This window comes from Acidovorax sp. A1169 (assembly GCF_030704685.1).
Classification (GTDB): Bacteria; Pseudomonadota; Gammaproteobacteria; order Burkholderiales; family Burkholderiaceae_C; genus Acidovorax.
Genome location: NZ_JAUZDX010000001.1, coordinates 506,563 through 527,033 on the forward strand (window position 1 = coordinate 506,563; position 20,471 = coordinate 527,033).

At 65.2% G+C, this 20,471-nt stretch carries 24 protein-coding genes; 16 read left to right on the top strand and 8 right to left on the bottom strand.

Annotation, left to right across the window (positions count from 1 at the left end; translation table 11 throughout):
* Positions 1–124: 124 nt before the first annotated feature.
* Positions 125–1,609, top strand: coding sequence for a PLP-dependent aminotransferase family protein (locus QYL93_RS02325; RefSeq protein WP_305742133.1), 1,485 nt, complete (start codon positions 125–127; stop codon positions 1,607–1,609).
* A gap of 75 nt (positions 1,610–1,684) precedes the next feature.
* On the opposite strand, the gene rpmG is transcribed toward QYL93_RS02325, so the two are convergent.
* The 3 genes from rpmG to trxB all read right to left on the bottom strand — a co-directional run bounded on the left by rpmG (position 1,685) and on the right by trxB (position 3,302).
* Complete coding sequence (rpmG, locus tag QYL93_RS02330) at positions 1,685–1,855, bottom strand: 50S ribosomal protein L33 (protein ID WP_007859760.1); 171 nt, start codon at positions 1,853–1,855, stop codon at positions 1,685–1,687.
* A gap of 11 nt (positions 1,856–1,866) precedes the next feature.
* Entirely contained in the window at positions 1,867–2,100 is a 234-nt protein-coding gene (rpmB, locus tag QYL93_RS02335; protein ID WP_007859763.1) for a 50S ribosomal protein L28, read from the bottom strand.
* A gap of 248 nt (positions 2,101–2,348) precedes the next feature.
* Entirely contained in the window at positions 2,349–3,302 is a 954-nt protein-coding gene (gene trxB, locus QYL93_RS02340) for a thioredoxin-disulfide reductase (protein WP_305742134.1), read from the bottom strand.
* 214 nt (positions 3,303–3,516) lie between these two features.
* Here trxB and QYL93_RS02345 point away from each other — a divergent pair, with 214 nt between their 5' ends.
* The 3 genes from QYL93_RS02345 to lolA all read left to right on the top strand — a co-directional run bounded on the left by QYL93_RS02345 (position 3,517) and on the right by lolA (position 7,277).
* Positions 3,517–4,194, top strand: a complete 678-nt coding sequence (locus QYL93_RS02345) for a Crp/Fnr family transcriptional regulator (RefSeq protein ID WP_057201989.1) — start codon at positions 3,517–3,519, stop codon at positions 4,192–4,194.
* Positions 4,195–4,245: 51 nt separating this feature from the next.
* Positions 4,246–6,582, top strand: coding sequence for a DNA translocase FtsK (locus QYL93_RS02350; RefSeq protein ID WP_305742135.1), 2,337 nt, complete (start codon positions 4,246–4,248; stop codon positions 6,580–6,582).
* Positions 6,583–6,644: 62 nt separating this feature from the next.
* Positions 6,645–7,277: an outer membrane lipoprotein chaperone LolA gene (lolA, locus tag QYL93_RS02355; protein WP_305742136.1), complete on the top strand. Its 633-nt coding sequence runs from the start codon at positions 6,645–6,647 to the stop codon at positions 7,275–7,277.
* A gap of 21 nt (positions 7,278–7,298) precedes the next feature.
* Here the strand turns inward: lolA and QYL93_RS02360 are convergent, their stop codons facing one another.
* Both QYL93_RS02360 and QYL93_RS02365 read right to left on the bottom strand, forming a co-directional pair.
* Positions 7,299–7,664: a hypothetical protein gene (locus QYL93_RS02360; protein ID WP_305742137.1), complete on the bottom strand. Its 366-nt coding sequence runs from the start codon at positions 7,662–7,664 to the stop codon at positions 7,299–7,301.
* A gap of 47 nt (positions 7,665–7,711) precedes the next feature.
* A complete protein-coding gene (locus QYL93_RS02365; protein WP_305742138.1) occupies positions 7,712–8,146 on the bottom strand; it encodes a hypothetical protein in 435 nt (144 codons plus the stop codon).
* A gap of 201 nt (positions 8,147–8,347) precedes the next feature.
* On the opposite strand from QYL93_RS02365, the gene QYL93_RS02370 reads away from it, so the two are divergent.
* The 5 genes from QYL93_RS02370 (at position 8,348) to QYL93_RS02390 (ending at position 13,562) form a co-directional block, all read left to right on the top strand.
* Entirely contained in the window at positions 8,348–9,691 is a 1,344-nt protein-coding gene (locus tag QYL93_RS02370; RefSeq protein WP_305742139.1) for a replication-associated recombination protein A, read from the top strand.
* Between the two features lie 316 nt (positions 9,692–10,007).
* The gene (locus tag QYL93_RS02375) at positions 10,008–10,937 is read left to right on the top strand and encodes a branched-chain amino acid ABC transporter permease (protein ID WP_305742140.1); all 930 of its coding nucleotides are present in this window, start codon (positions 10,008–10,010) and stop codon (positions 10,935–10,937) included.
* Between the two features lie 11 nt (positions 10,938–10,948).
* A complete protein-coding gene (locus QYL93_RS02380; protein WP_305742141.1) occupies positions 10,949–12,028 on the top strand; it encodes an ABC transporter ATP-binding protein in 1,080 nt (359 codons plus the stop codon).
* A 20-nt stretch (positions 12,029–12,048) separates the two neighbouring features.
* Complete coding sequence (locus QYL93_RS02385) at positions 12,049–12,831, top strand: ABC transporter ATP-binding protein (RefSeq protein ID WP_305742142.1); 783 nt, start codon at positions 12,049–12,051, stop codon at positions 12,829–12,831.
* Positions 12,832–12,833: 2 nt separating this feature from the next.
* Positions 12,834–13,562 (top strand): ABC transporter ATP-binding protein, encoded by a 729-nt coding sequence (locus QYL93_RS02390; RefSeq protein WP_305742143.1) that lies wholly within the window; start codon positions 12,834–12,836, stop codon positions 13,560–13,562.
* 79 nt (positions 13,563–13,641) lie between these two features.
* On the opposite strand, the gene QYL93_RS02395 is transcribed toward QYL93_RS02390, so the two are convergent.
* Entirely contained in the window at positions 13,642–14,250 is a 609-nt protein-coding gene (locus tag QYL93_RS02395; RefSeq protein WP_305742144.1) for an outer membrane beta-barrel protein, read from the bottom strand.
* 281 nt (positions 14,251–14,531) lie between these two features.
* Here QYL93_RS02395 and QYL93_RS02400 point away from each other — a divergent pair, with 281 nt between their 5' ends.
* Both QYL93_RS02400 and QYL93_RS02405 read left to right on the top strand, forming a co-directional pair.
* Entirely contained in the window at positions 14,532–15,179 is a 648-nt protein-coding gene (locus QYL93_RS02400; RefSeq protein ID WP_007859787.1) for a DUF47 domain-containing protein, read from the top strand.
* Positions 15,180–15,197: 18 nt separating this feature from the next.
* Positions 15,198–16,208, top strand: coding sequence for an inorganic phosphate transporter (locus QYL93_RS02405; RefSeq protein ID WP_305742145.1), 1,011 nt, complete (start codon positions 15,198–15,200; stop codon positions 16,206–16,208).
* 72 nt (positions 16,209–16,280) lie between these two features.
* On the opposite strand, the gene QYL93_RS02410 is transcribed toward QYL93_RS02405, so the two are convergent.
* A complete protein-coding gene (locus QYL93_RS02410; RefSeq protein ID WP_305742146.1) occupies positions 16,281–16,727 on the bottom strand; it encodes a hypothetical protein in 447 nt (148 codons plus the stop codon).
* Between the two features lie 7 nt (positions 16,728–16,734).
* Entirely contained in the window at positions 16,735–17,256 is a 522-nt protein-coding gene (locus QYL93_RS02415) for a GNAT family N-acetyltransferase (RefSeq protein WP_305742147.1), read from the bottom strand.
* A gap of 149 nt (positions 17,257–17,405) precedes the next feature.
* Between QYL93_RS02415 and rpsP the strand changes: the two genes are divergently transcribed.
* From rpsP to QYL93_RS02440, 5 genes are all read left to right on the top strand, one after another.
* Positions 17,406–17,657, top strand: coding sequence for a 30S ribosomal protein S16 (gene rpsP, locus QYL93_RS02420; RefSeq protein WP_305742148.1), 252 nt, complete (start codon positions 17,406–17,408; stop codon positions 17,655–17,657).
* A gap of 75 nt (positions 17,658–17,732) precedes the next feature.
* Positions 17,733–18,302 carry a ribosome maturation factor RimM gene (gene rimM / locus QYL93_RS02425; RefSeq protein WP_305742149.1) on the top strand — a complete coding sequence of 190 codons (570 nt, stop codon included), beginning with the start codon at positions 17,733–17,735 and terminating at the stop codon, positions 18,300–18,302.
* A 27-nt stretch (positions 18,303–18,329) separates the two neighbouring features.
* The gene (trmD, locus tag QYL93_RS02430; RefSeq protein WP_305742150.1) at positions 18,330–19,088 is read left to right on the top strand and encodes a tRNA (guanosine(37)-N1)-methyltransferase TrmD; all 759 of its coding nucleotides are present in this window, start codon (positions 18,330–18,332) and stop codon (positions 19,086–19,088) included.
* 152 nt (positions 19,089–19,240) lie between these two features.
* Positions 19,241–19,648, top strand: a complete 408-nt coding sequence (gene rplS, locus QYL93_RS02435) for a 50S ribosomal protein L19 (RefSeq protein WP_057202005.1) — start codon at positions 19,241–19,243, stop codon at positions 19,646–19,648.
* A gap of 122 nt (positions 19,649–19,770) precedes the next feature.
* Positions 19,771–20,466 (top strand): CoA pyrophosphatase, encoded by a 696-nt coding sequence (locus tag QYL93_RS02440; RefSeq protein ID WP_305742151.1) that lies wholly within the window; start codon positions 19,771–19,773, stop codon positions 20,464–20,466.
* The last annotated feature ends 5 nt before the right edge of the window (positions 20,467–20,471 follow it).

The window sequence follows — 20,471 nt, forward strand, 5'->3', positions numbered from 1 at the left end:
GCAACAGGCACAGAAACTGGCTGGGGGATGCAGAGCAGCGGATTGATTTTTGCTCTGTTCTGGTCGGTTTTCGGTAATCCTGTATCTGTTCTGGTCGGCGGTTCGGGCGCATCATGGGCAGGCCATGCCTGTCACATCCGCAGCGAACCTTCCCCTGTACCGCCAACTGGCCGACCACTACCAGCAGGCGGTGGCCCAGGGCGTGCTGCTGCCCGGAGCGCGCATGCCATCGGTGCGCGAGCTGATGCAGCGCCACGGCGTGAGCCTGTCGACCGCGCTGCAGGCGCTGCGCACCCTGGAGGAGCAGGGCAGCGTGCAGGCGCGTCCCCGGGTCGGCTACTTCGTGCAGGACCCGCAGGTGCACCTGCTGGACCACAGCAGCGAACCCGATCCCCGTTGCCCGGTGCAACAGATCGATGGCACCCAGTTCGCGGGCATCAATGAACGCATCTCGCTGTGGCTGGAGCAGGGGCGGCGCGCGCAGGTGCGCGTGGACCTGGGGGCCGCCATGCCCGCGCCCGAACTGTTCGACCACCTCACCCTCAACCGGGTGGGCGCCGCGCTGCTGCGCGAGTTTCCCGACGTGCTGGTGCAAGGCCATTCGCGGCCCGGCACGCACCCGCTGTTCCAGGCCGTGATGGCCCGGCAGGCGCTGGAAGTGGGCGTCCACGTGGCGCCGCAGGAGGTGATGGCCACGCTGGGCAACTCGGATGCGGTGAATCTGGCGCTTGCGGCGGTGACCGAGCGCGGCGATGTGGTGGCCGTGGAATCCCCCACCTTCTACGGCGTGCTGCAGGCGGTGGAAACGCAGAACCTGCGCGCGCTGGAGATCCCCAGCAGCTCGCGCACCGGCATCTCGCTCGACGCACTGGAGCTGGCCGTGCAGCACGAACCCCGCCTGAAGGCCGTGGTCGTCGTGCCGCACCTGCAGATGCCCAATGGCGCGCTCATGCCCGACAGCCACAAGGAGCGGCTGGTGGCGTTCTGCCGGCGCCACGGGCTGGCGCTGATCGAGGACGATATCTACCGCGAGCTGGTCGATGTGCCCGAGCTACAGCGCCCGCTCAAGGCCTGGGACGAGACGGGCCAGGTGATCTACTGCGTGTCCTTCAACAAGACCCTGGCGCCGGGCCTGCGCCAGGGGTGGATGAATGGGGGGCGGTGGCATGACCGCATTCAGATCCTCAAATTCGCCCGCACGCGCAACATGCAGGTCTGGTCCCAGTTGCTCGCGGCCCGCACCGTGGGGACTGCCGCGCACGAACGCCACCTGCGCCGTTTTCGCAGTGCGCTGCGGGTGCAGCGCGAGCGCAGCGTGCAGATGGTGGCGCGGCATTTTCCGCAGGGCACACGCCTGTCCGTGCCGCCCGGCGGGCTCAGCCTGTGGATCGAGTTGCCCGCAGGCGTGTCCTCGTCGCTGCTGTTCGAGCAGGCGCTGGCCTTGGGCATCCGCGTGGCGCCGGGGCCCATCTTCTCAAATTCGGGGCGGTACGAAGGCTTTCTGCGCCTGAGCTGCGGCCTGCCGTTCTCGCCCGAGGTGGAATGGGCCTACGGCGAACTCGGGCGCCTCCTGCATGGGCAAGTCCGGGCGGTGCGGCAGGCCGCATGACGGCCTGTGTGTGGCCAAAGAAAAAGCCGCCTGGCAGACTGCCGGGCGGCTTTTTCGGGGAGAACCAGCGCTGAATTACTTCAGCTTGATTTCCTTGTATTCGACATGCTTGCGTGCCTTGGGATCAAATTTCATGATCAGCATCTTTTCAGGCATCGTCTTCTTGTTCTTGGTCGTGGTGTAGAAATGACCGGTACCCGCAGTGGATTCCAGCTTGATCTTGTCGCGTCCGCCTTTGCTTGCCATGGTGTTTCTCCTTAAGCCTGGCCACGTGCGCGCAGGTCTGCGAGCACCGAGTCAATACCGTTCTTGTCGATCAAACGCAGGGCAGCGCTCGAAACGCGCAGGCGAACCCAGCGGTTTTCGGTCTCGACCCAGAAACGGCGGTATTGCAGGTTCGGCAGGAACCGGCGCTTGGTTTTGTTGTTGGCGTGGGAAACATTGTTCCCGACCATGGGCTTCTTGCCCGTTACGTCGCAGACGCGTGCCATGAGGACACTCCGATACTTTTTAACGGCCGTTCGCTGCGTGCTCGCGGGATGTTTCCCAAAAGCACAGCTTGCGACCTCACCTCGCCAGAAAGGGTGGCGGTAACCCCGGGCAGACCGATGTGGCCGGCCCGATTTGGTTTTTGCCTGCAGAAAAAGCGGGTACGAAAATACCCGCCTGAATTCAGGAAAGCCTTGGATTATAGCGGCCCGCGCGCCGGGGCGTCAAATTGCGTCCCTGGCGGCGGTTTTCAGTCCTGCTGTTCGAGGAAGCGCTGGGCGTCGAGCGCGGCCATGCAGCCCGTGCCGGCGCTGGTGATCGCCTGGCGGTACACATGGTCTGCCACGTCGCCGGCCGCGAAGACGCCGGGCACGCTGGTCTGCGTGGCAAAGCCCTTGAGCCCGCCCTGCGTGATGATGTAGCCGCCGTCCATCTCCAGCTGGCCCTGGAAGATGTCGGTGTTGGGCGAGTGGCCGATGGCGATGAAGCAGCCGTGCAGCGTGATGTCCTCGGTGCTGCCGTCCTTGGTGCTCTTGATGCGGATGCCGGTCACGCCGGTGGCGTCGCCCAGCACTTCGTCCAGCGTGTTGAACAGCTTGAGCTCGATCTTGCCGGCAGCGACCTTTTCGTTGAGCTTGTCCACCAGGATGGGCTCGGCCTTGAACTTGTCGCGGCGGTGCACCACGGTGACCTTGCTGGCGATGTTGGAAAGATACAACGCTTCTTCGACGGCCGTGTTGCCGCCGCCGACCACGGCCACGGGCTTGTCGCGGTAGAAGAAACCATCGCAGGTGGCGCAGCCCGACACACCCCGGCCCATGAAGGCTTCTTCGGAGGGCAGGCCCAAGTACTTGGCCGAGGCGCCGGTCGCCAGGATCAGCGCGTCGCAGGTGTAGGTGCCGCTGTCACCGGTGAGGGTGAACGGGCGCTTGCTGAAATCGACCTTGTTGATGTGGTCGAAGATGATCTGCGTCTTGAAGCGCTCGGCATGCTCCAGAAAGCGCTGCATCAGCTCGGGACCCTGCACGCCATGCACGTCGGCCGGCCAGTTGTCGACCTCCGTCGTGGTCATCAGCTGGCCACCCTGGGACATGCCGGTGATCAGCACCGGGTTGAGGTTGGCACGGGCGGCGTAGACCGCTGCGCTGTAGCCGGCCGGGCCGGAGCCGAGGATCAGAACTTTCGCGTGTTGGGTGGTAGACATGGTAAAAGCCTGTGTTTTGCGCCCGCTGCACGGGGCGCTGTTGGGAAAGCTGGGGGGCAGGGCGCCAAGTATCAACCGCGCACGGTCTTCACACGCAGGCCCATTTTCAATCACGGCGATTGTAAGAACCCATCAGGGAGTGCGATGGCGCGCCCCTGTGATAACCCCGCTGCGGCACCGGTGGAGCCGCGCCTTTTTGAGAGGAGAAGTTTCCATGTCAACGATGTTGTCCAACCTGGACCTGCTGCGCCGGGTACCGCTGTTCTCGCTGCTCACCGTGGCACAGGCCGAGGTGATCAGTGGCGCCGTGGTCAAGAAGCGCTTCAAGCGCGGGGAGGCGCTGGTCGAGCAGGGGCAAAAATCCAACGCACTCTTCATCCTGCTCACCGGGCGCGCGCGCGTGCTCACGACCGACAGCCGGGGTCGCGAGGTGATCCTGGCCAACCTGGCGCAGGGCGACTACCTGGGCGAGATGAGCATCATCGACAACGAACCGCATTCCGCCACGGTACGCGCCGAGGTGCAGACCGATGTGCTGATGCTCGGGCGCACCGAGTTCGCGCGCTGCCTGACCGAGAACGCCTCCATGTCGCTGGTGGTCATGCGCGGCCTGGTCAAGCGCCTGCGCCATGCCGACCGCAAGATCGAATCCCTGGCCTTGCTGGACGTGTACGGACGTGTGGCCCATGCGCTGCTGGATTTCGCGGTCACCGATGCGCAGGGCCAGCGCATCATCCGCGACAAGATATCGCGCCAGGACCTGGCCAAGATGGTCGGCGCCTCGCGCGAGATGGTCAGCCGGGTCATGAAGGACCTGGAGGAGCGCGGCTTCATCGAGGTGCTGCCCACCGGCGCTACCGTGCTCAAGGACCGCCTGGACGCGCTGGGCTGATCCTGCGCGCCGGTTCCGGGCGGTGCTTGGGGTAAGCTTGCCCGGCTCCTTATGACCTATTCACTCAATACCCTGAACGCATCGTCCGCCGCGAAGTCGCCGCCCCGCACGGGAGCGGCCCGCTTCGGGCATGAAATCGGCCTGGTGCTGGGCCTGCTGGCCCTGGTTTTCTGGCTGCTGGCGCTGGTCAGCTACTCGGCGCAGGACGCTGCCTGGTCGTCCTCGGGGCCCTCGGACTCGCGTGCCGTGCTCAATTGGGCCGGGCGCATCGGTGCCTGGCTGGCCGACGGCAGCTATTTCGCCCTGGGTTTCTCCGTCTGGTGGTGCGTGGCGGCGGGCGTGCGCTCGTGGCTGTCGTCGCTGGCACGCTGGATGCGCGGCGGCGAGGTGCTGCCCGGCGCCGTGAGTCCCATGGCGCGCCGCGGCCTGTTCTGGGGTGGGTTGGTGGTGCTGATGTGTGCCAGCACCGCGCTCGAATGGTCGCGCCTGTACCGCTTCGAATCGCTGCTGCCCGGCCATGCCGGCGGCGTGCTCGGCTTCCTCACGGGGCCGGCCAGCGTCAAGTGGCTGGGCTTCACGGGTTCGGCCCTGCTGTGCATCGTGCTCGCCGTGCTGGGCGCGGCACTGGTGTTCCGTTTCTCCTGGGGCCATGTGGCCGAGGTGCTGGGCGGGCGCATCGATGCGCTGGTGCAGTCGCGCCGCACGCAGCGCGAGGTGGCCAAGGATGTGGCCGTGGGTCGCAAGGCAGCGCGTGAGCGCGCCGTGGTGGTGCTGGAAGAGAAGACCGAGAGCGAAGAGCACCACCCGCAACCGGTGCAGATCATCGAGCCGATCCTGGTCGACCCGCCGCTGAGCGCCCGCGTGGTCAAGGAGCGGCAAAAGCCCCTGTTCACCGAGATGCCCGACAGCAAGCTGCCGATGGTGGACCTGCTCGACGGTCCGCTGCAGCGCCAGGAGACGGTAGCGCCCGAGACGCTGGAGATGACCAGCCGCCTGATCGAGAAAAAACTCAAGGATTTCGGCGTGGAGGTGCGCGTGGTGGCGGCCATGCCCGGCCCGGTGATCACGCGCTACGAGATCGAGCCCGCCACGGGCGTGAAGGGCTCGCAGATCGTGGGCCTGGCCAAGGACCTGGCGCGCTCGCTGAGCCTGGTGTCCATCCGGGTGGTGGAGACCATCCCCGGCAAGAACTTCATGGCGCTGGAACTGCCCAATGCCAAGCGCCAGTCCATCCGACTGTCCGAGATCCTCGGCTCGCAGGTCTACCACGAGGCCAAGAGCATGCTCACCATGGGCCTGGGCAAGGACATCGTGGGCAACCCGGTGGTGGCCGACCTGGCGAAGATGCCGCACGTGCTGGTGGCCGGTACCACGGGCTCCGGCAAGTCGGTGGGGATCAACGCCATGATCCTCTCGCTGCTGTACAAGGCCGAGGCGCGCGACGTGCGCCTCCTGATGATCGACCCGAAGATGCTGGAAATGTCGGTCTATGAGGGCATTCCGCACCTGCTGGCGCCCGTGGTCACCGACATGAAGCAGGCCGCCAACGGACTGAACTGGTGCGTGGCCGAGATGGAGCGCCGCTACAAGCTCATGAGCAAGCTCGGCGTGCGCAACCTGGCCGGCTACAACGTCAAGATCGACGAGGCCAAGGCGCGCGAGGAGTTCATCTACAACCCCTTCAGCCTCACGCCCGAGGAGCCCGAGCCGCTGCAGCGCCTGCCGCACATCGTGGTGGTGATCGATGAGCTGGCCGACCTGATGATGGTGGTGGGCAAGAAGATCGAAGAGCTGATCGCGCGCCTGGCGCAAAAGGCCCGCGCTGCCGGCATCCACCTGATCCTGGCCACGCAGCGCCCCAGCGTGGACGTGATCACCGGCCTGATCAAGGCCAACATCCCGACCCGCATCGCCTTCCAGGTCAGCAGCAAGATCGACAGCCGCACCATCCTCGATCAGATGGGCGCCGAAGCGCTGTTGGGCATGGGCGACATGCTCTACATGGCCAGCGGCACGGGCCTGCCGATCCGTGTGCACGGGGCCTTCGTGTCGGACGAGGAAGTGCACCGTGTCGTCCATTACCTCAAGGAGCAGGGGGCGCCGGACTACATCGACGGCGTGCTCGAAGGCGGAACTGTGGACGGCGACGGGGATCTGTCAGGGGAGGGCGGTGGCGGTGAAGGGGGTGAAAAAGACCCCATGTACGACCAGGCCGTGGAAGTGGTCCTCAAGGACCGCAAGGCCAGCATCTCCTACGTGCAACGCAAGCTGCGCATCGGCTACAACCGGTCCGCGCGCCTGCTCGAAGACATGGAGAAAGCAGGCCTGGTCAGCGGCCTGACCACCAGCGGCCAGCGCGAAGTGCTGGTGCCCGCGCGTCCCGAGTAATCGGCGCAGCGGCTGCGGAGCATGCGTTTCGCGGCCTGCAACCCCACAGACAGGAGCTTTTGTTGAAAAAAATTGTGACAGCCATCGTGATCGCCGCCAGTGCCCAGTGGGCCAGTGCGGACGGACTCAAGAGCCTCGAAGCGTTCATGAAGAGCACCCAGACGGGCCGTGCCGACTTCACGCAGGTGGTGACCTCGCCGCCCAAGGAGGGGCAGACGGCGCGAACCAAGAATTCCAGCGGCTCGTTCGAGTTCCAGCGCCCCGGGCGCTTCAAGTTCGTCTACAAGAAGCCGTTCGAGCAGACCATCGTGGCGGATGGACAGACCCTGTGGCTGCATGACGTGGACCTGAACCAGGTCACGCAGCGCGCACAGGCGCAGGCCCTGGGCACCACGCCGGCTGCGCTGCTGGCGTCGGCGCCCGACCTGTCGGCGCTCAAGGCGGATTTCACGCTGGAGTCGGCCCCCGAGGCCGATGGCCTGCAGTGGGTGCTGGCACGCCCCAAGGCCAAGGACGGGCAGCTGCAGAGCGTGCGCGTGGGCTTTGCGGGTGAGCAGCTCGCAGCCCTGGACATCCTGGACAGCTTCGGCCAACGCTCGGCCATCCGCTTCACTGGCATGCAGGCCAATGCGGCGCTGCCGTCCGGCACCTTCCAGTTCAAGCCGCCCGCCGGGGCGGACGTGGTCAAGCAGTAAATCCGCGGGTGGCGCTGGCGCCTATTTCTTCTGGATGACGCCGCGCGCATAGCCGCCGTGGGCGGAGGGCAGCACCATGCAGATCATGGCGCGGCCCTGCTGCTTGTTGAGCTGCTGCACCACCTTGTCCTGGTCTTCGTAGTCCTCGCCCGCGCGCAGGTCTGCTGCCGTCTTCTTGATGCGCTTGAGCAACTCTTGCACCTTGTCGTCGTTGATGACGAGGTTCGGGCAGTTCTTGGCGGCGAAATCGGCCGAAGCCAGGGCCGAGCCCAGCTGGGCTTCGATGGCCTCGGCTTCGGTCACGTCGGCATGGGCGGTGCCGCACAGCAGGGCGAGGGTCAGGCCCAGCAGCAGGCTGAGTTTGGCGAAACTTGGTGGGTGCGTCATGGTTCAGTTCTTGGGGGGGAAAGGTGGGATCATGCAAATGCGTGTTGTCACCAGCGGTAGGCGGCAGGCAGCTGGCCCGAATGCCTGCGGTGCCGGGTTTTTTTCGCCCCGCTGTCGGTGAGGACCATTTCGGCCCCTTCAAAGGATATCTGTGCCTGGCGGTTCAGGGTGCGCCCGAGAACAGTGAACACCATCTCGATGGTGGTCTGGTTGTTCTCCAGCTTCCAGGTGCCGTCCAGGGTGCGCAGCGCGCCGATCTCGTCCTTCTTCAGGTAGAGCCTGACCGTGCCATCGGGCAGGAACTGCACGATGTTGGACGAGGGGGAGTACTCCTCCCACCAGCCCGCCAGGGCGGTGGCCGCATCCGGTGTGCTGGCCTGGGTGGTGGCCTCCTGCGCATGGGCGGGGAGCATGGGCTGCACAAAGCCCAGCAGGGCCAGTACGAGAAGTCGCAGGGCCCTGTGCCAGGGTGTCATGGTCATGGAAAAAACGAAGCCGGTGGTTGTTCTGCCGGGCTTTATAAGCGATGCAGGCACCGCCTGCCGCCAGTGCCTGCAAGCTTCTGTGACATTTTCGGCGTTTGGCGCATGTGCCTGTGTTGGAATCGGGGCCTGCCACCGGCTTGCAGTTTGCCGCCGGGCCTTCACCTGAATGCCATTCGCTGTTCCCTTTCTGCTCTTTCCATGAGTCCTTCCCGCAGTCCTTCGCCATCTCCCTCCTCTGGCGCAGCCCACCAGCCGCTGGCCGAGCGCCTGCGCCCACGCACGCTGGGCGAAGTGATCGGGCAGCAGCAGGTGCTGGGGCCGGGCATGCCGCTGCGCCTGGCGTTCGAATCGGGCCGTCCGCACAGCTGCATCCTGTGGGGCCCGCCGGGCGTGGGCAAGACCACCATTGCGCGGCTCATGGCCGATGCCTTCGACGCGCAGTTCATCAGCATCAGCGCCGTGCTGGGCGGGGTCAAGGACATCCGCGAGGCGGTGGAGCGGGCCGAGCTGGCACGCGATGGGCTCATGCAGCAGCGCACCATCGTCTTCGTCGATGAGGTGCACCGCTTCAACAAGAGCCAGCAGGACGCATTCTTGCCGCATGTGGAAAGCGGCCTGTTCACCTTCATCGGCGCGACCACCGAGAACCCTTCGTTCGAGGTCAACTCCGCGCTGCTTTCGCGCGCCGCCGTGTACGTGCTTCAGCCCCTGTCGATCGAGGACCTGCAGCAGCTCGTGGCCCTGGCCCAGGCGCACAACGCGCTGCCCGCCATCGAGCAGGACGCCGTCGACCGCCTTGTGGCCTATGCCGATGGCGATGCCCGGCGCCTGCTCAACACGCTGGAAACGCTGGCCATGGCGGCCACGCAGGAGCAACTGGCCGAGATCACGGACGCCTGGCTGCTCAAGGTGCTGGGCGAGCGCATGCGCCGCTACGACAAGGGCGGCGAGCAGTTCTACGACACCATCAGCGCGCTGCACAAATCCGTGCGCGGCTCGGACCCCGATGCGGCGCTGTACTGGCTGGTGCGCATGCTCGACGGTGGTGCCGACCCGCGCTACATGGCCCGGCGCCTGGTGCGCATGGCCAGCGAGGACATCGGCCTGGCCGATCCGCGCGCTCTGCGCCTGGCGCTCGACGCGGCCGAGGTCTATGAGCGCCTGGGCACGCCCGAGGGCGAGCTGGCGCTGGCTGAGTGTGTGGTCTACCTGGCCGTGGCGCCCAAGTCGAATGCCGTCTACAAGGCCTACAACGCCGCGCGCGCCTGGGTCAAGCAGGACGGGACGCGCCCGGTGCCCATGCACCTGCGCAATGCACCGACAAAGCTCATGAAGCAGCTCGACTACGGCAAGGGCTACCGCTACGCGCACGACGAGGAGGGCGGCTTTGCGGCGGGCGAAAACTACCTTCCCGAGGGCATGCCGGCGCCTGGTTTCTACCAGCCGGTGGAACGCGGGCTCGAAATCAAGATCGCACAGAAATTGCGTGAGCTGCGCAATCGCAATACCACCGCCGATGGCGCCGACCTCCCCGAGGACTGATTGGCCGCAGGAGAAACGGCGAAAAACCGACGTTATGCCGATTTTGCATGATTCTGGTAATAAGTTTGCTCAGCAATATTCTTGCGTGTATCAAAAATACTTATGTGCCCGGCCCGTCACTGATGGACCCGCAACCCGAGGGAAAACCCCGCCAATCCTGAAGAGGGGCTCCTGACACTACTGGCTACAATCCCGTCCACAAACCCGCACAGCTGCATTTCTGGCGGGTTTTTTGCTAGATGGCAGTCGGGCCCACAAGGCTGTACCGATTCCGGTGCCTGCGCTTGGGGTGCGTTACAAACGAAGGACTTCTCTTATGGACATTTTGCTGCAACAGATCATCAACGGTCTGGTTCTCGGCAGCATGTACGCCTTGATAGCCTTGGGCTACACGATGGTGTACGGCATTATTCAACTGATCAACTTCGCCCACGGCGAGGTGCTCATGATCGGTGCACTCACCAGTTGGAGCTGTATCGGGTTAATGCAAGGGGCCATGCCCGGCGCGCCCGGCTGGCTTATCCTGCTGCTGGCCACCCTCATCGCGTGCGTGGTCGCTGCCACCCTGAACTTCGTGATCGAGAAAGTCGCCTACCGGCCGCTGCGCAGCAGCCCGCGCCTGGCGCCCCTGATCACCGCGATCGGCATGTCCATCCTGCTGCAGACGCTGGCCATGATCATCTGGAAGCCCAACTACAAGCCCTATCCGACGATGCTGCCCAGCACGCCGTTCCAGGTCGGTGGCGCTTACATCACCCCGACCCAGATCCTGATCCTGGGCGTGACCGCAGTGGCCCTGGCCTCGCTGATGTACCTGGTGAACCACACCAACCTGGGCCGCGCGATGCGTGCCACGGCAGAGAACCCCCGCGTGGCCTCGCTCATGGGCGTCAAGCCCGACATGGTGATCTCGGCCACCTTCATCATCGGTGCCGTGCTGGCGGCCATCGCCGGCATCATGTACGCCTCCAACTACGGCACGGCGCAGCACACCATGGGCTTCCTGCCTGGTCTCAAGGCCTTCACGGCCGCCGTGTTCGGCGGTATCGGCAACCTGGCCGGTGCGGTGGTCGGCGGCATTCTGCTGGGCCTGATCGAAGCCATCGGCTCGGGCTACATCGGCACCCTCACGGGCGGCCTGCTGGGCAGCCACTACACCGACATCTTTGCTTTCATCGTGCTGATCATCATCCTCACGCTGCGCCCCTCGGGTCTGCTGGGTGAACGTGTGGCCGACCGAGCCTGAGGACCTTTGCCATGAAGAACAACAACCTTGCCAAATGGGTCATGGGCGGCATCGCGCTGCTGATTCTCCCGCTCATCCTCCAGTACTTCGGCAACGCCTGGGTGCGCATCGCCGACCTGGCCCTGCTGTACGTGATGCTGGCCCTGGGCCTGAACATCGTGGTCGGCTACGCCGGCCTGCTCGACCTGGGCTACGTGGCGTTCTACGCCGTGGGTGCCTACCTGTTCGCGCTGATGGCATCGCCCCACCTGGCCGATACCTTTACCGCGTTTGCCGCCATGTTCCCCAACGGGCTGCACACCTCGCTGTGGGTGGTGATACCGTTGGCGGCGCTGGTCGCGGCGCTCTTCGGGGCGGTGCTCGGGGCGCCCACGCTCAAGCTGCGCGGCGACTACCTGGCCATCGTGACACTGGGCTTCGGTGAGATCATCCGCATCTTCCTGAACAACCTGGACCACCCCGTCAACCTGACCAACGGCCCCAAGGGCCTGGGGCAGATCGACTCGGTCAAGATCTTCGGCCTGGACCTGGGCAAGCGGCTGGAGCTGTTCGGCTTCGAGATCAACTCCGTTACGCTGTACTACTACCTGTTCCTGTTCCTGGTGATCATCAGCGTCATCATCTGCTACCGCCTGCAGGACTCGCGCATCGGCCGCGCCTGGATGGCCATCCGCGAAGATGAAATCGCTGCCAAGGCCATGGGCATCAACACCCGCAACATGAAGCTCCTGGCCTTTGGCATGGGCGCTTCGTTCGGCGGCGTCTCGGGTGCCATGTTCGGCGCTTTCCAGGGCTTCGTCTCGCCCGAGTCCTTCAGCCTGATGGAGTCGGTCATGATCGTCGCCATGGTCGTGCTCGGCGGCATCGGCCACATCCCCGGCGTGATCCTGGGTGCCGTGCTGCTGTCGGCCTTGCCCGAAGTGCTGCGCTACGTGGCCGGCCCGCTGCAGGCCATGACCGATGGCCGTCTTGATTCCGCCATCCTGCGCCAGTTCCTGATTGCCGTGGCCATGATCGTCATCATGCTGATGCGCCCCCGTGGTCTGTGGCCTGCGCCCGACCATGGCAAGAGCCTCACGCAGAAGTCCTGAACACCACCGAAAGTTAGAACATGGCAGAGAAATCCAACGAAGTGGTGCTGAAGGTTGCGGGCATTTCCAAGCGCTTTGGCGGCTTGCAGGCCCTCTCCGACGTAGGCATCACGATTGAACGCGGCCAGGTCTATGGCCTGATCGGTCCCAACGGTGCTGGCAAGACCACGTTCTTCAACGTGATCACCGGCCTGTACACCCCCGACTCCGGCACGTTCGAGCTCGCAGGCAAGCCCTACGAGCCCACGGCCGTGCACGAAGTGGCCAAGGCGGGCATTGCCCGCACTTTCCAGAACATCCGTCTGTTCGCCGAAATGACGGCGCTCGAAAACGTGATGGTGGGCCGGCACATCCGCACCAAGTCCGGCCTGCTGGGCGCGGTGCTGCGCACCAAGAGCTTCAAGGCCGAAGAGCTGGCCATCGCCAAGCGCGCGCAGGAGCTGCTCGACTACGTGGGCATCGGCAAGTTCGCCGACTACAAGGCGCGCACCCTGAGCTACGGCGACCAGCGCCGCCTGGAGATCGCGCGTGCCCTGGCAACGGACCCCCAGCTGATTGCGCTGGACGAGCCCGCTGCCGGCATGAACGCGACCGAGAAGGTGCAGCTGCGCGAGCTGATCGACCGCATCCGCAACGACAACCGCACCATCCTGCTCATCGAGCACGACGTGAAGCTGGTGATGGGCCTGTGCGACCGCGTGACGGTGCTCGACTACGGCAAGCAGATCGCCGAAGGCACGCCTGCCACCGTGCAGAAGAACGAAAAAGTGATTGAGGCCTATCTGGGCACCGGAGGACATTGAGAATGGCCGAAAAATCCAACAAGGTACTGCTGCAGGTCAAGGGCCTGAAAGTGGGCTATGGCGGTATCCAGGCCGTCAAGGGCGTGGACTTCGAAGTGCGCGAAGGCGAACTGGTCTCGCTCATTGGCTCCAACGGTGCCGGCAAGACCACCACCATGAAGGCCATCACGGGCACGCTGCCCATGGGCGATGGCGACATCGAGTACCTGGGCAAGAGCATCAAGGGCAAGGGCGCCTGGGATCTTGTCAAGGACGGTCTGGTGATGGTGCCCGAAGGCCGTGGAGTGTTCGCGCGCATGACCATCACCGAGAACCTGCAGATGGGCGCCTACATCCGCAAGGACAAGGCGGGCATCCTGGCCGACATCGAGAAGATGTTCACCATCTTCCCGCGCCTGCGCGAGCGCAAGGACCAACTGGCCGGCACCATGTCGGGCGGTGAGCAGCAGATGCTGGCCATGGGCCGCGCGCTGATGAGCCAGCCCAAGGTGCTGCTGCTGGACGAACCCTCGATGGGCCTGTCACCCATCATGGTGGACAAGATCTTCGAGGTAGTGCGCGACGTGTATGCCCTGGGCGTGACCATCCTGCTGGTGGAGCAGAACGCCAGCCGCGCGCTGGCCATCGCCGACCGTGGCTACGTGATGGAGTCGGGCCTGATCACCATGACCGGCCCGGGCCAGGAGCTGCTGAGCGACCCCAAGGTGCGCGCCGCCTACCTGGGCGAGTAAGGGCTTCGCTGCGCCAGCAAAATGCCGTCCCTCGGGACGGCATTTTTCATGGGGAGGACGCAAGCCCTCCAGTTGCTGGTCAGTATTTGTACTGCACGCCCAGCGTCGTCATCTTCACGCCCGAGTTCTCATCCGAGAAGTGGAACTTGTGGCGCTCCCACTCCACAACGGCGGCCCATTGCTGGTTGAAGTTCCAGCGTGCGCCCACGCCGTAGGACAGCCCGAAGCCGCTGTCCTTGCCCGTCGCCACGCCCAGGCCCGAGAAGCCCGAAGTGCGCGTGCGGCCATAGGTGGTACCCACCTTGCCGAACAGGTCGAACTGCTCGTTCAGCGGGGCGCGCCCGATCAGGCTCAGGTTGACACCCTCGGCCTTGGTGGTGCCGCCCAGGCGGTGGGCCTTGCCGGCATTCAGGTAGCTCAGCTCCACGCCGGCATTGGGGTGGAAATAGCCACCGGTGGAGAGCTTCCAGGCCGAGTCGGAGTCATCGAAGCCCAGGCCGGTGCCCGGCGGGCCGGCATTGAGGTCGTAGTTGGCGCGGCCGCCGCTCAGGCCGAAGTAGCCTTGCTGGGTATACGGAATGAAAGAGTCGCGCTGCTTGGGCGAAGCGCTGCTGGTCTGTGCCTGCACGCCCGTGGCGGCGCAGGCGGCTGCAACCAGCCAGGGGATCAGGCGGAACGAGGATGGCATGGAAGGTGTCCTTGGAACGTGGGGAAATTCGGCGGGCAACAGATGCCCGCGGGGCGAATGCCCAATCTAAGGTGCTGCACCGGCGCTTGCTGTAGGACGGAGGGTGCCTGGCGGGTAGGTCCGACCCGGGGATGCCGACCTGGGCGAAGCCGCTGCCATCGATCCCGGGCCGGTTTGCAACGGCCCGGCGGTTAAACTCCCGGCAGTCACGTTGGCGTCATGGTTTTGTCATGGCGTTGTCATTTTCAAGAAGTCCGACCCCCGTTCCAGGAGCATCCCCCATGCTGTTTGCCAAGCTGTTGCCACGCGAAGGCAATTTTTTCGAAATGTTCAACCAGCATGCGGACCGCATCGTGGAAGCGGCTCGCGCCTTTTCGCAACTGGTGGCCAACTACAACGATCCCCACCTGCGCGACAAGTACAACCAGGACGTGGACAACGCCGAGCGCGCTGCCGACCGCGTGACGCACGAGGTCAACAAGGCCATCCACAAGACCTTCATCACCCCCATCGACCGGGAGCAGATCCACACGCTCATCAACACCATGGACGATGTGGCCGACCTGATTCAGGACTCGGCGGAAACCATGGCGCTGTACGACGTGCGCCACATGACGGACGAGATCACGCGCCTCACCGACCTGAGCCTCAAGTGCTGCGAGCGCGTGCGCGACGCCGTCAAGCTGCTCGACAAGATCGCCGACCCGGCCGTGGCCGAGGCCGCCCTCAAGACCTGCGAGGAGATCGACAAGCTCGAATCCGACGCCGACCGCGTGATGCGCAGCGCCATGAGCAAGCTGTTCCGCGAGGAGCCCGATGTGCGCGAAGTGATCAAGCTCAAGGCCATCTACGAGCTCCTGGAAACCATCACCGACAAGTGCGAGGACGTGGCCAACTGCATCGAGGGCATCGTCCTCGAGAACTCCTGATCGGCAGGGCCCAGCAGCATGGAAACCGTACAAGCAGCCCTGTGGGTTGTCGTTCTGCTCGTGGCGCTTGCGATCCTGTTCGACTTCATGAACGGGTTCCACGACGCCGCCAACTCGATTGCCACGGTGGTCTCCACCGGTGTGCTCAAACCCGCGCAGGCGGTGCTGTTCGCGGCATTCTTCAATTTCGTGGCCATCTTCGTGTTCCACCTGAGCGTGGCCGCCACGGTGGGCAAGGGCATCGTGCAGCCCGGCATCGTGGACACGCACGTGGTGTTCGGCGCCCTGGTGGGCGCCATCACCTGGAACGTGATCACCTGGTACTACGGCATCCCCAGCAGCTCTTCGCATGCGCTGATCGGCGGCATCGTGGGTGCGGTGATCGCCAAGGCCGGCGCGGGTGCGTTGATCTCGGCCGGCATCCTGAAAACCGTGGCCTTCATCTTCGTCTCGCCGCTGCTGGGCTTCCTGCTCGGCTCGCTGATGATGGTGGCTGTGGCCTGGATCTTCCGGCGCGCCAGGCCGAGCAAGGTGGACAAGTGGTTCCGGCGGCTGCAGCTCGTCTCGGCGGGAGCCTACAGCCTGGGCCACGGTGGTAATGATGCGCAGAAGACCATCGGCATCATCTGGCTGCTGCTGATCGCCACGGGCTACGCTTCGGCCAGCGACGCATCGCCGCCCACCTGGACCATAGTGAGCTGCTACGTGGCCATTGGCCTCGGGACCATGTTCGGTGGCTGGCGCATCGTCAAGACCATGGGCCAGAAGATCACCAAGCTCAAACCCGTGGGCGGCTTCTGTGCCGAAACGGGCGGGGCGATCACGCTGTTCCTGGCCACCGCGCTGGGCATCCCCGTATCCACCACGCACACCATCACCGGTGCCATCGTGGGCGTGGGCTCCACCCAGCGCGCCAGCGCCGTGCGCTGGGGCGTGGCCGGCAACATCGTATGGGCCTGGGTGCTCACCATTCCGGCCAGTGCCTTCGTGGCAGCCATTGCCTATTGGGTCAGCCTGCAGTTGTTCTGACGGCTGCTGCACGCCCAAAGAAAAGCCCCTGCCGGCCACGCGCCGCAGGGGCTTTTTCGTTGGATCAGGGGCCTACTGCGAGATCTTGCGCGCTTCCTCGATTTGGTACTCGAAATAGCGCTGGAAGCTGAAGGCCAGGCTGGCCATCAGCACCGTGGTGCCCATCAGCAGGGCCAGGACGATGGCCCCGATGGTGATCCACTGCGTCTGGCCAGCGGGTGCTTCCGCCGTGGCGCTGGGGTTGTAGCGGGCATTCCAGCGTTCGGGCGTCATCAGGCCGTACAGGATGGCGCGCAGGGCGCAACCCGCGATCGTGAATCCCAGCAGGGGGATCAGGACCCAGCTGTAATGGTCGTCCTGCCCCAGTTGCTGCACGCGCTGGATGCCGTAGATCCCCAGTGCCGTGGGGATGGGCAGCAGCCAGCCCAGCATGTCCCCCATGCCGTGCAGGTAAAAGCGGTGCAGGCCCAGCGGGCCGCCCAGGAAGGCCAGCCAAGCGGCCAGGGTTTTGTTTTTCATGGGGGGATTATTCAGGCGAAGTGGTGTCGCCCGCGCCCAGGGTCTTTTCCATGAGCACGATGTCGCGCCAGGCGCCGAATTTCCAGCCCATGGAGCGCATCACGCCCACGTCGGTGAAGCCCAGGGCGCGGTGCACCCCGATGGAGCCGGCGTTGGCCGAGTCGCCGATCACCGCCAGCAGCTTGCGCACGCCGACCGCCTCGGCCTGCACCATCAGTTCGGCCAGCAGCTGTCGGCCCAAGCCCCTGCCGCGGGCGCTGTCGGCCACGTAGATCGAGTCTTCGGCCGAGAAGCGGTAGGCCGGGCGCGGCTTGAACCAGTTGGCGTAGGCAAAGCCCAGCACCTGGCCGTCCTGCTCGGCCACCAGCCAGGGCAGGCCCCGGCCCAGCACGTCGGCGCGGCGGCCGGCCATGTCGGTTTCGGTGGGGGGATCGATCTCGAAAGTACCCGTGCCGTGGAGCACATGGTGGGCGTAGATGGCGGTGATTGCAGGCAGGTCAGCGTCGGTGCTTGGACGAATAATGGGCATGGAATGGGGAATTGGATATAATCGCGGGCTTTGCAGCGTGTCGCTGGCCGGGTGGCCATGTCGCGTGTCTCAAGCGTTGCGAGAATATGGTTGCGAACACTATGGCTTTCGGCAGGCACTGCCGGAACCCAACACCCGAAGGATAAATCATGGTCGTCATTCGACTTTCTCGCGGCGGCTCCAAGGGCCGTCCTTTCTTCAACATCGTCGTTGCTGACAAGCGCGTGCGCCGCGACGGCCGCTTCATCGAGCGCCTGGGCTTCTACAACCCCACCGCCAAGGACACCGAAGAAGGCCTGCGCATTGCACAGGACCGCCTGACGTACTGGCAGAGCGTGGGCGCCCAGTCCTCGCCTACCGTGGACCGCCTGATCAAGCAAGCTGCCAAGAAGGCTGCTTAAAGCTCCCTGAAAAGGGCGGGTTCCGTCGGCTTGCCTGGCGGAACCCGCCCTTTTCCTATTTCCGAGACCCATTCCATGGCCACGAACCTGACCCTCGCACCCGCAGAACTGCCTGCCGACGCCGTCGAAGTGGGCCGCATTGCCGACGCCTGGGGTATCAAAGGCTGGTTCAAGGTGGTGCCCCACAGCAGCAACCCCGAAGCCCTGTTCTCTGCCAAAAGCTGGTACCTGCAGCCCTCCGAGCGGGGTGCCAAGACCTTCTCCGGCACGGTGCTGTTGCCGATTCGGCAGGCCAAGGACCACTCGGACACCGTGGTGGCCTGGGCGCAGGGCATCGACGACCGCAACGGCGCCGAGGCGCTGCGCGGCGCGCGCATCTTCGTGCCGCGCTCGGGCTTTCCGACCACCGCCACCGACGAATACTACTGGGTGGACCTGATCGGCCTGGCCGTCGTCAACCGCGAGGGCCTGGCCCTGGGCACCGTGCGCGAACTGCTGTCCACCGGCCCGCAGACCGTGCTGGTGCTCGAGTACGAGGAGGCAGGCAAGGTGCAGGAGCGCATGATTCCCTTCGTGGCCCATTTCGTCGACAAGGTGGAACTGCCCGAAAAGCGCATCACCGTCGACTGGCAGCCCGACTACTGAGCGACCGGTTGCGGTCCGCTGCGCACCATGCGCTTTGACATCATCACCCTGTTCCCCGAGCTGTTTGCGCCCTTTCTGGCCAGCGGCGTGACGCGGCGCGCCTATGCCGGCGGCCAGGTCGACGTGCGGCTGTGGAACCCGCGCGACCAGGCCGAGGGCAACTACCGCCGCGTGGACGACCGGCCCTTTGGCGGTGGCCCGGGCATGGTGATGCTGGCCGAGCCGCTGGCGCGCTGCCTGGCCGCCATCCGCGCCGAGCGCGCCGAGCCTGTCGAGGGCCAGGCTCCGCTGGTGCTGTTTTCGCCCATCGGAGCGGCGCTCAACCACGCGGCGGTGGAGCGCTGGTCTGTCAGCACGGGCGCCGTGCTGTTGTGCGGGCGCTATGAAGGCATCGACCAGCGCTTCATCGATGCCCATGTGGACCTGCAGATCAGCCTGGGCGATTTTGTGCTCTCGGGTGGCGAGATTGCCGCCATGGCCCTGCTCGATGCCGTAGCGCGCCTGCAGCCTGGCGTGCTCAACGACGAGGGCAGCCACCAGCTCGACAGCTTCAACCCCGCGCTCGACGGCCTGCTCGACTGCCCCCACTACACCCGCCCCGAAGAGTGGGCGGGCCAGGCCGTGCCGGCCGCGCTGATGTCCGGCCACCACGCGCAGATCGAGCGCTGGCGGCGTGATCAGCGCCTGGCCGTCACCGTGCGCCACCGTCCCGACCTGATCGCCGCAGCGCGCCAGGCAGGCCGCATCACGCCTGCCGACGAGGCCGTATTGGCCAAGTTGCGCTGACTTGCTATAATCAAAGGCTTTTCGATCCTCTGGCCGGCCGTTTTGCTGAGCAAACATGTGGAGCATGCAGGCTCCTGCCGTTTGTGCGAAACACTGAGACGTCAATCCCGACGCTGCCATTTTTGGCGCGGACATGATCGTTGGATGTAAAAATGAACCTGATTCAAACCCTGGAAGCGGAAGAAATCGCCCGCCTCAACAAGACCATTCCCGCATTCGCGCCTGGTGACACCGTCATCGTGAGCGTGAACGTGGTGGAAGGTACCCGCAAGCGCGTGCAGGCTTACGAAGGCGTGGTGATTGCCAAGCGCAATCGCGGCCTGAACAGCGGCTTCACCGTGCGCAAGATCTCCAGCGGCGAAGGCGTGGAGCGTACGTTCCAGACCTACAGCCCGCTGATCGCCGGTATCGAAGTCAAGCGCCGCGGTGACGTGCGCCGTGCCAAGCTGTACTACCTGCGTGACCGCAGCGGCAAGTCGGCACGTATCAAGGAAAAGCTGCCACAGCGCGTCAACAAGGCGGCTGTCGCCGCCGCAGCAGCAGCAGCTACTGCCGCCTGAGGACTGGACCCGTCCAGGCAAGCCGCTACAGCCAGCCTGTAGCGGCTTTTTGCATTGTGCCGCCCCGCCAACGCTCCCTTGGCTCCCTCATCCCGACTGCAGTGAAACCACCGATCAGCCCCGTGTCCTCCATCATCCCGCCCCTGTCCACGCTGCCCGATTTCGATCCGCGCAAGGTGCCCGTGGTGGGGGTGGATGTGCACCTGCCTGCGGTGCCGCTGGCGGCCCAGACCCCCGAGGCGCTGCGCCTGCGCTTTGCGCACCCGCCGCAGTGGGAGCCCGAGGTGGTGCTGGAGCGCAAGTTTGCCCAGCGCGAGCCGGCCCATGCCTCGGTGCTGCTGGCCATCGTGCTGCGCGAGCAGCCCATGGTGCTGCTGACCGAGCGCACGGCGCACCTGTCAACGCACTCGGGGCAGATCGCCTTTCCCGGTGGCCGGGCCGACCCCGAGGACGCCACCCCGGCCGACACCGCGCTGCGCGAGGCCTTCGAGGAGGTGGGCCTGGAGCGCCAGTACGTGGAGGTGCTGGGTTCCTTGCCCCTCTACGTGACGGGCACCTCCTTCATCATCACACCGGTGGTGGCGCTGGTGCAGCCCGACTGCGTGCTCACGCCCAATCCCTACGAGGTGGCGGATCTGTTCGAGGTGCCGCTGGCCTTTCTGCTCGACCCGGCCAACCACCAGCGCCACCGGCTGGAGTGGGAGGGCGTGGCCCGCGAGTGGTTCTCCATGCCCTACCAGGACGGTGAGAAGAACCACCACATCTGGGGCGCCACGGCGGGCATGCTGCGCAACTTCTACCGTTTCATGATGGCGTGAGGCTG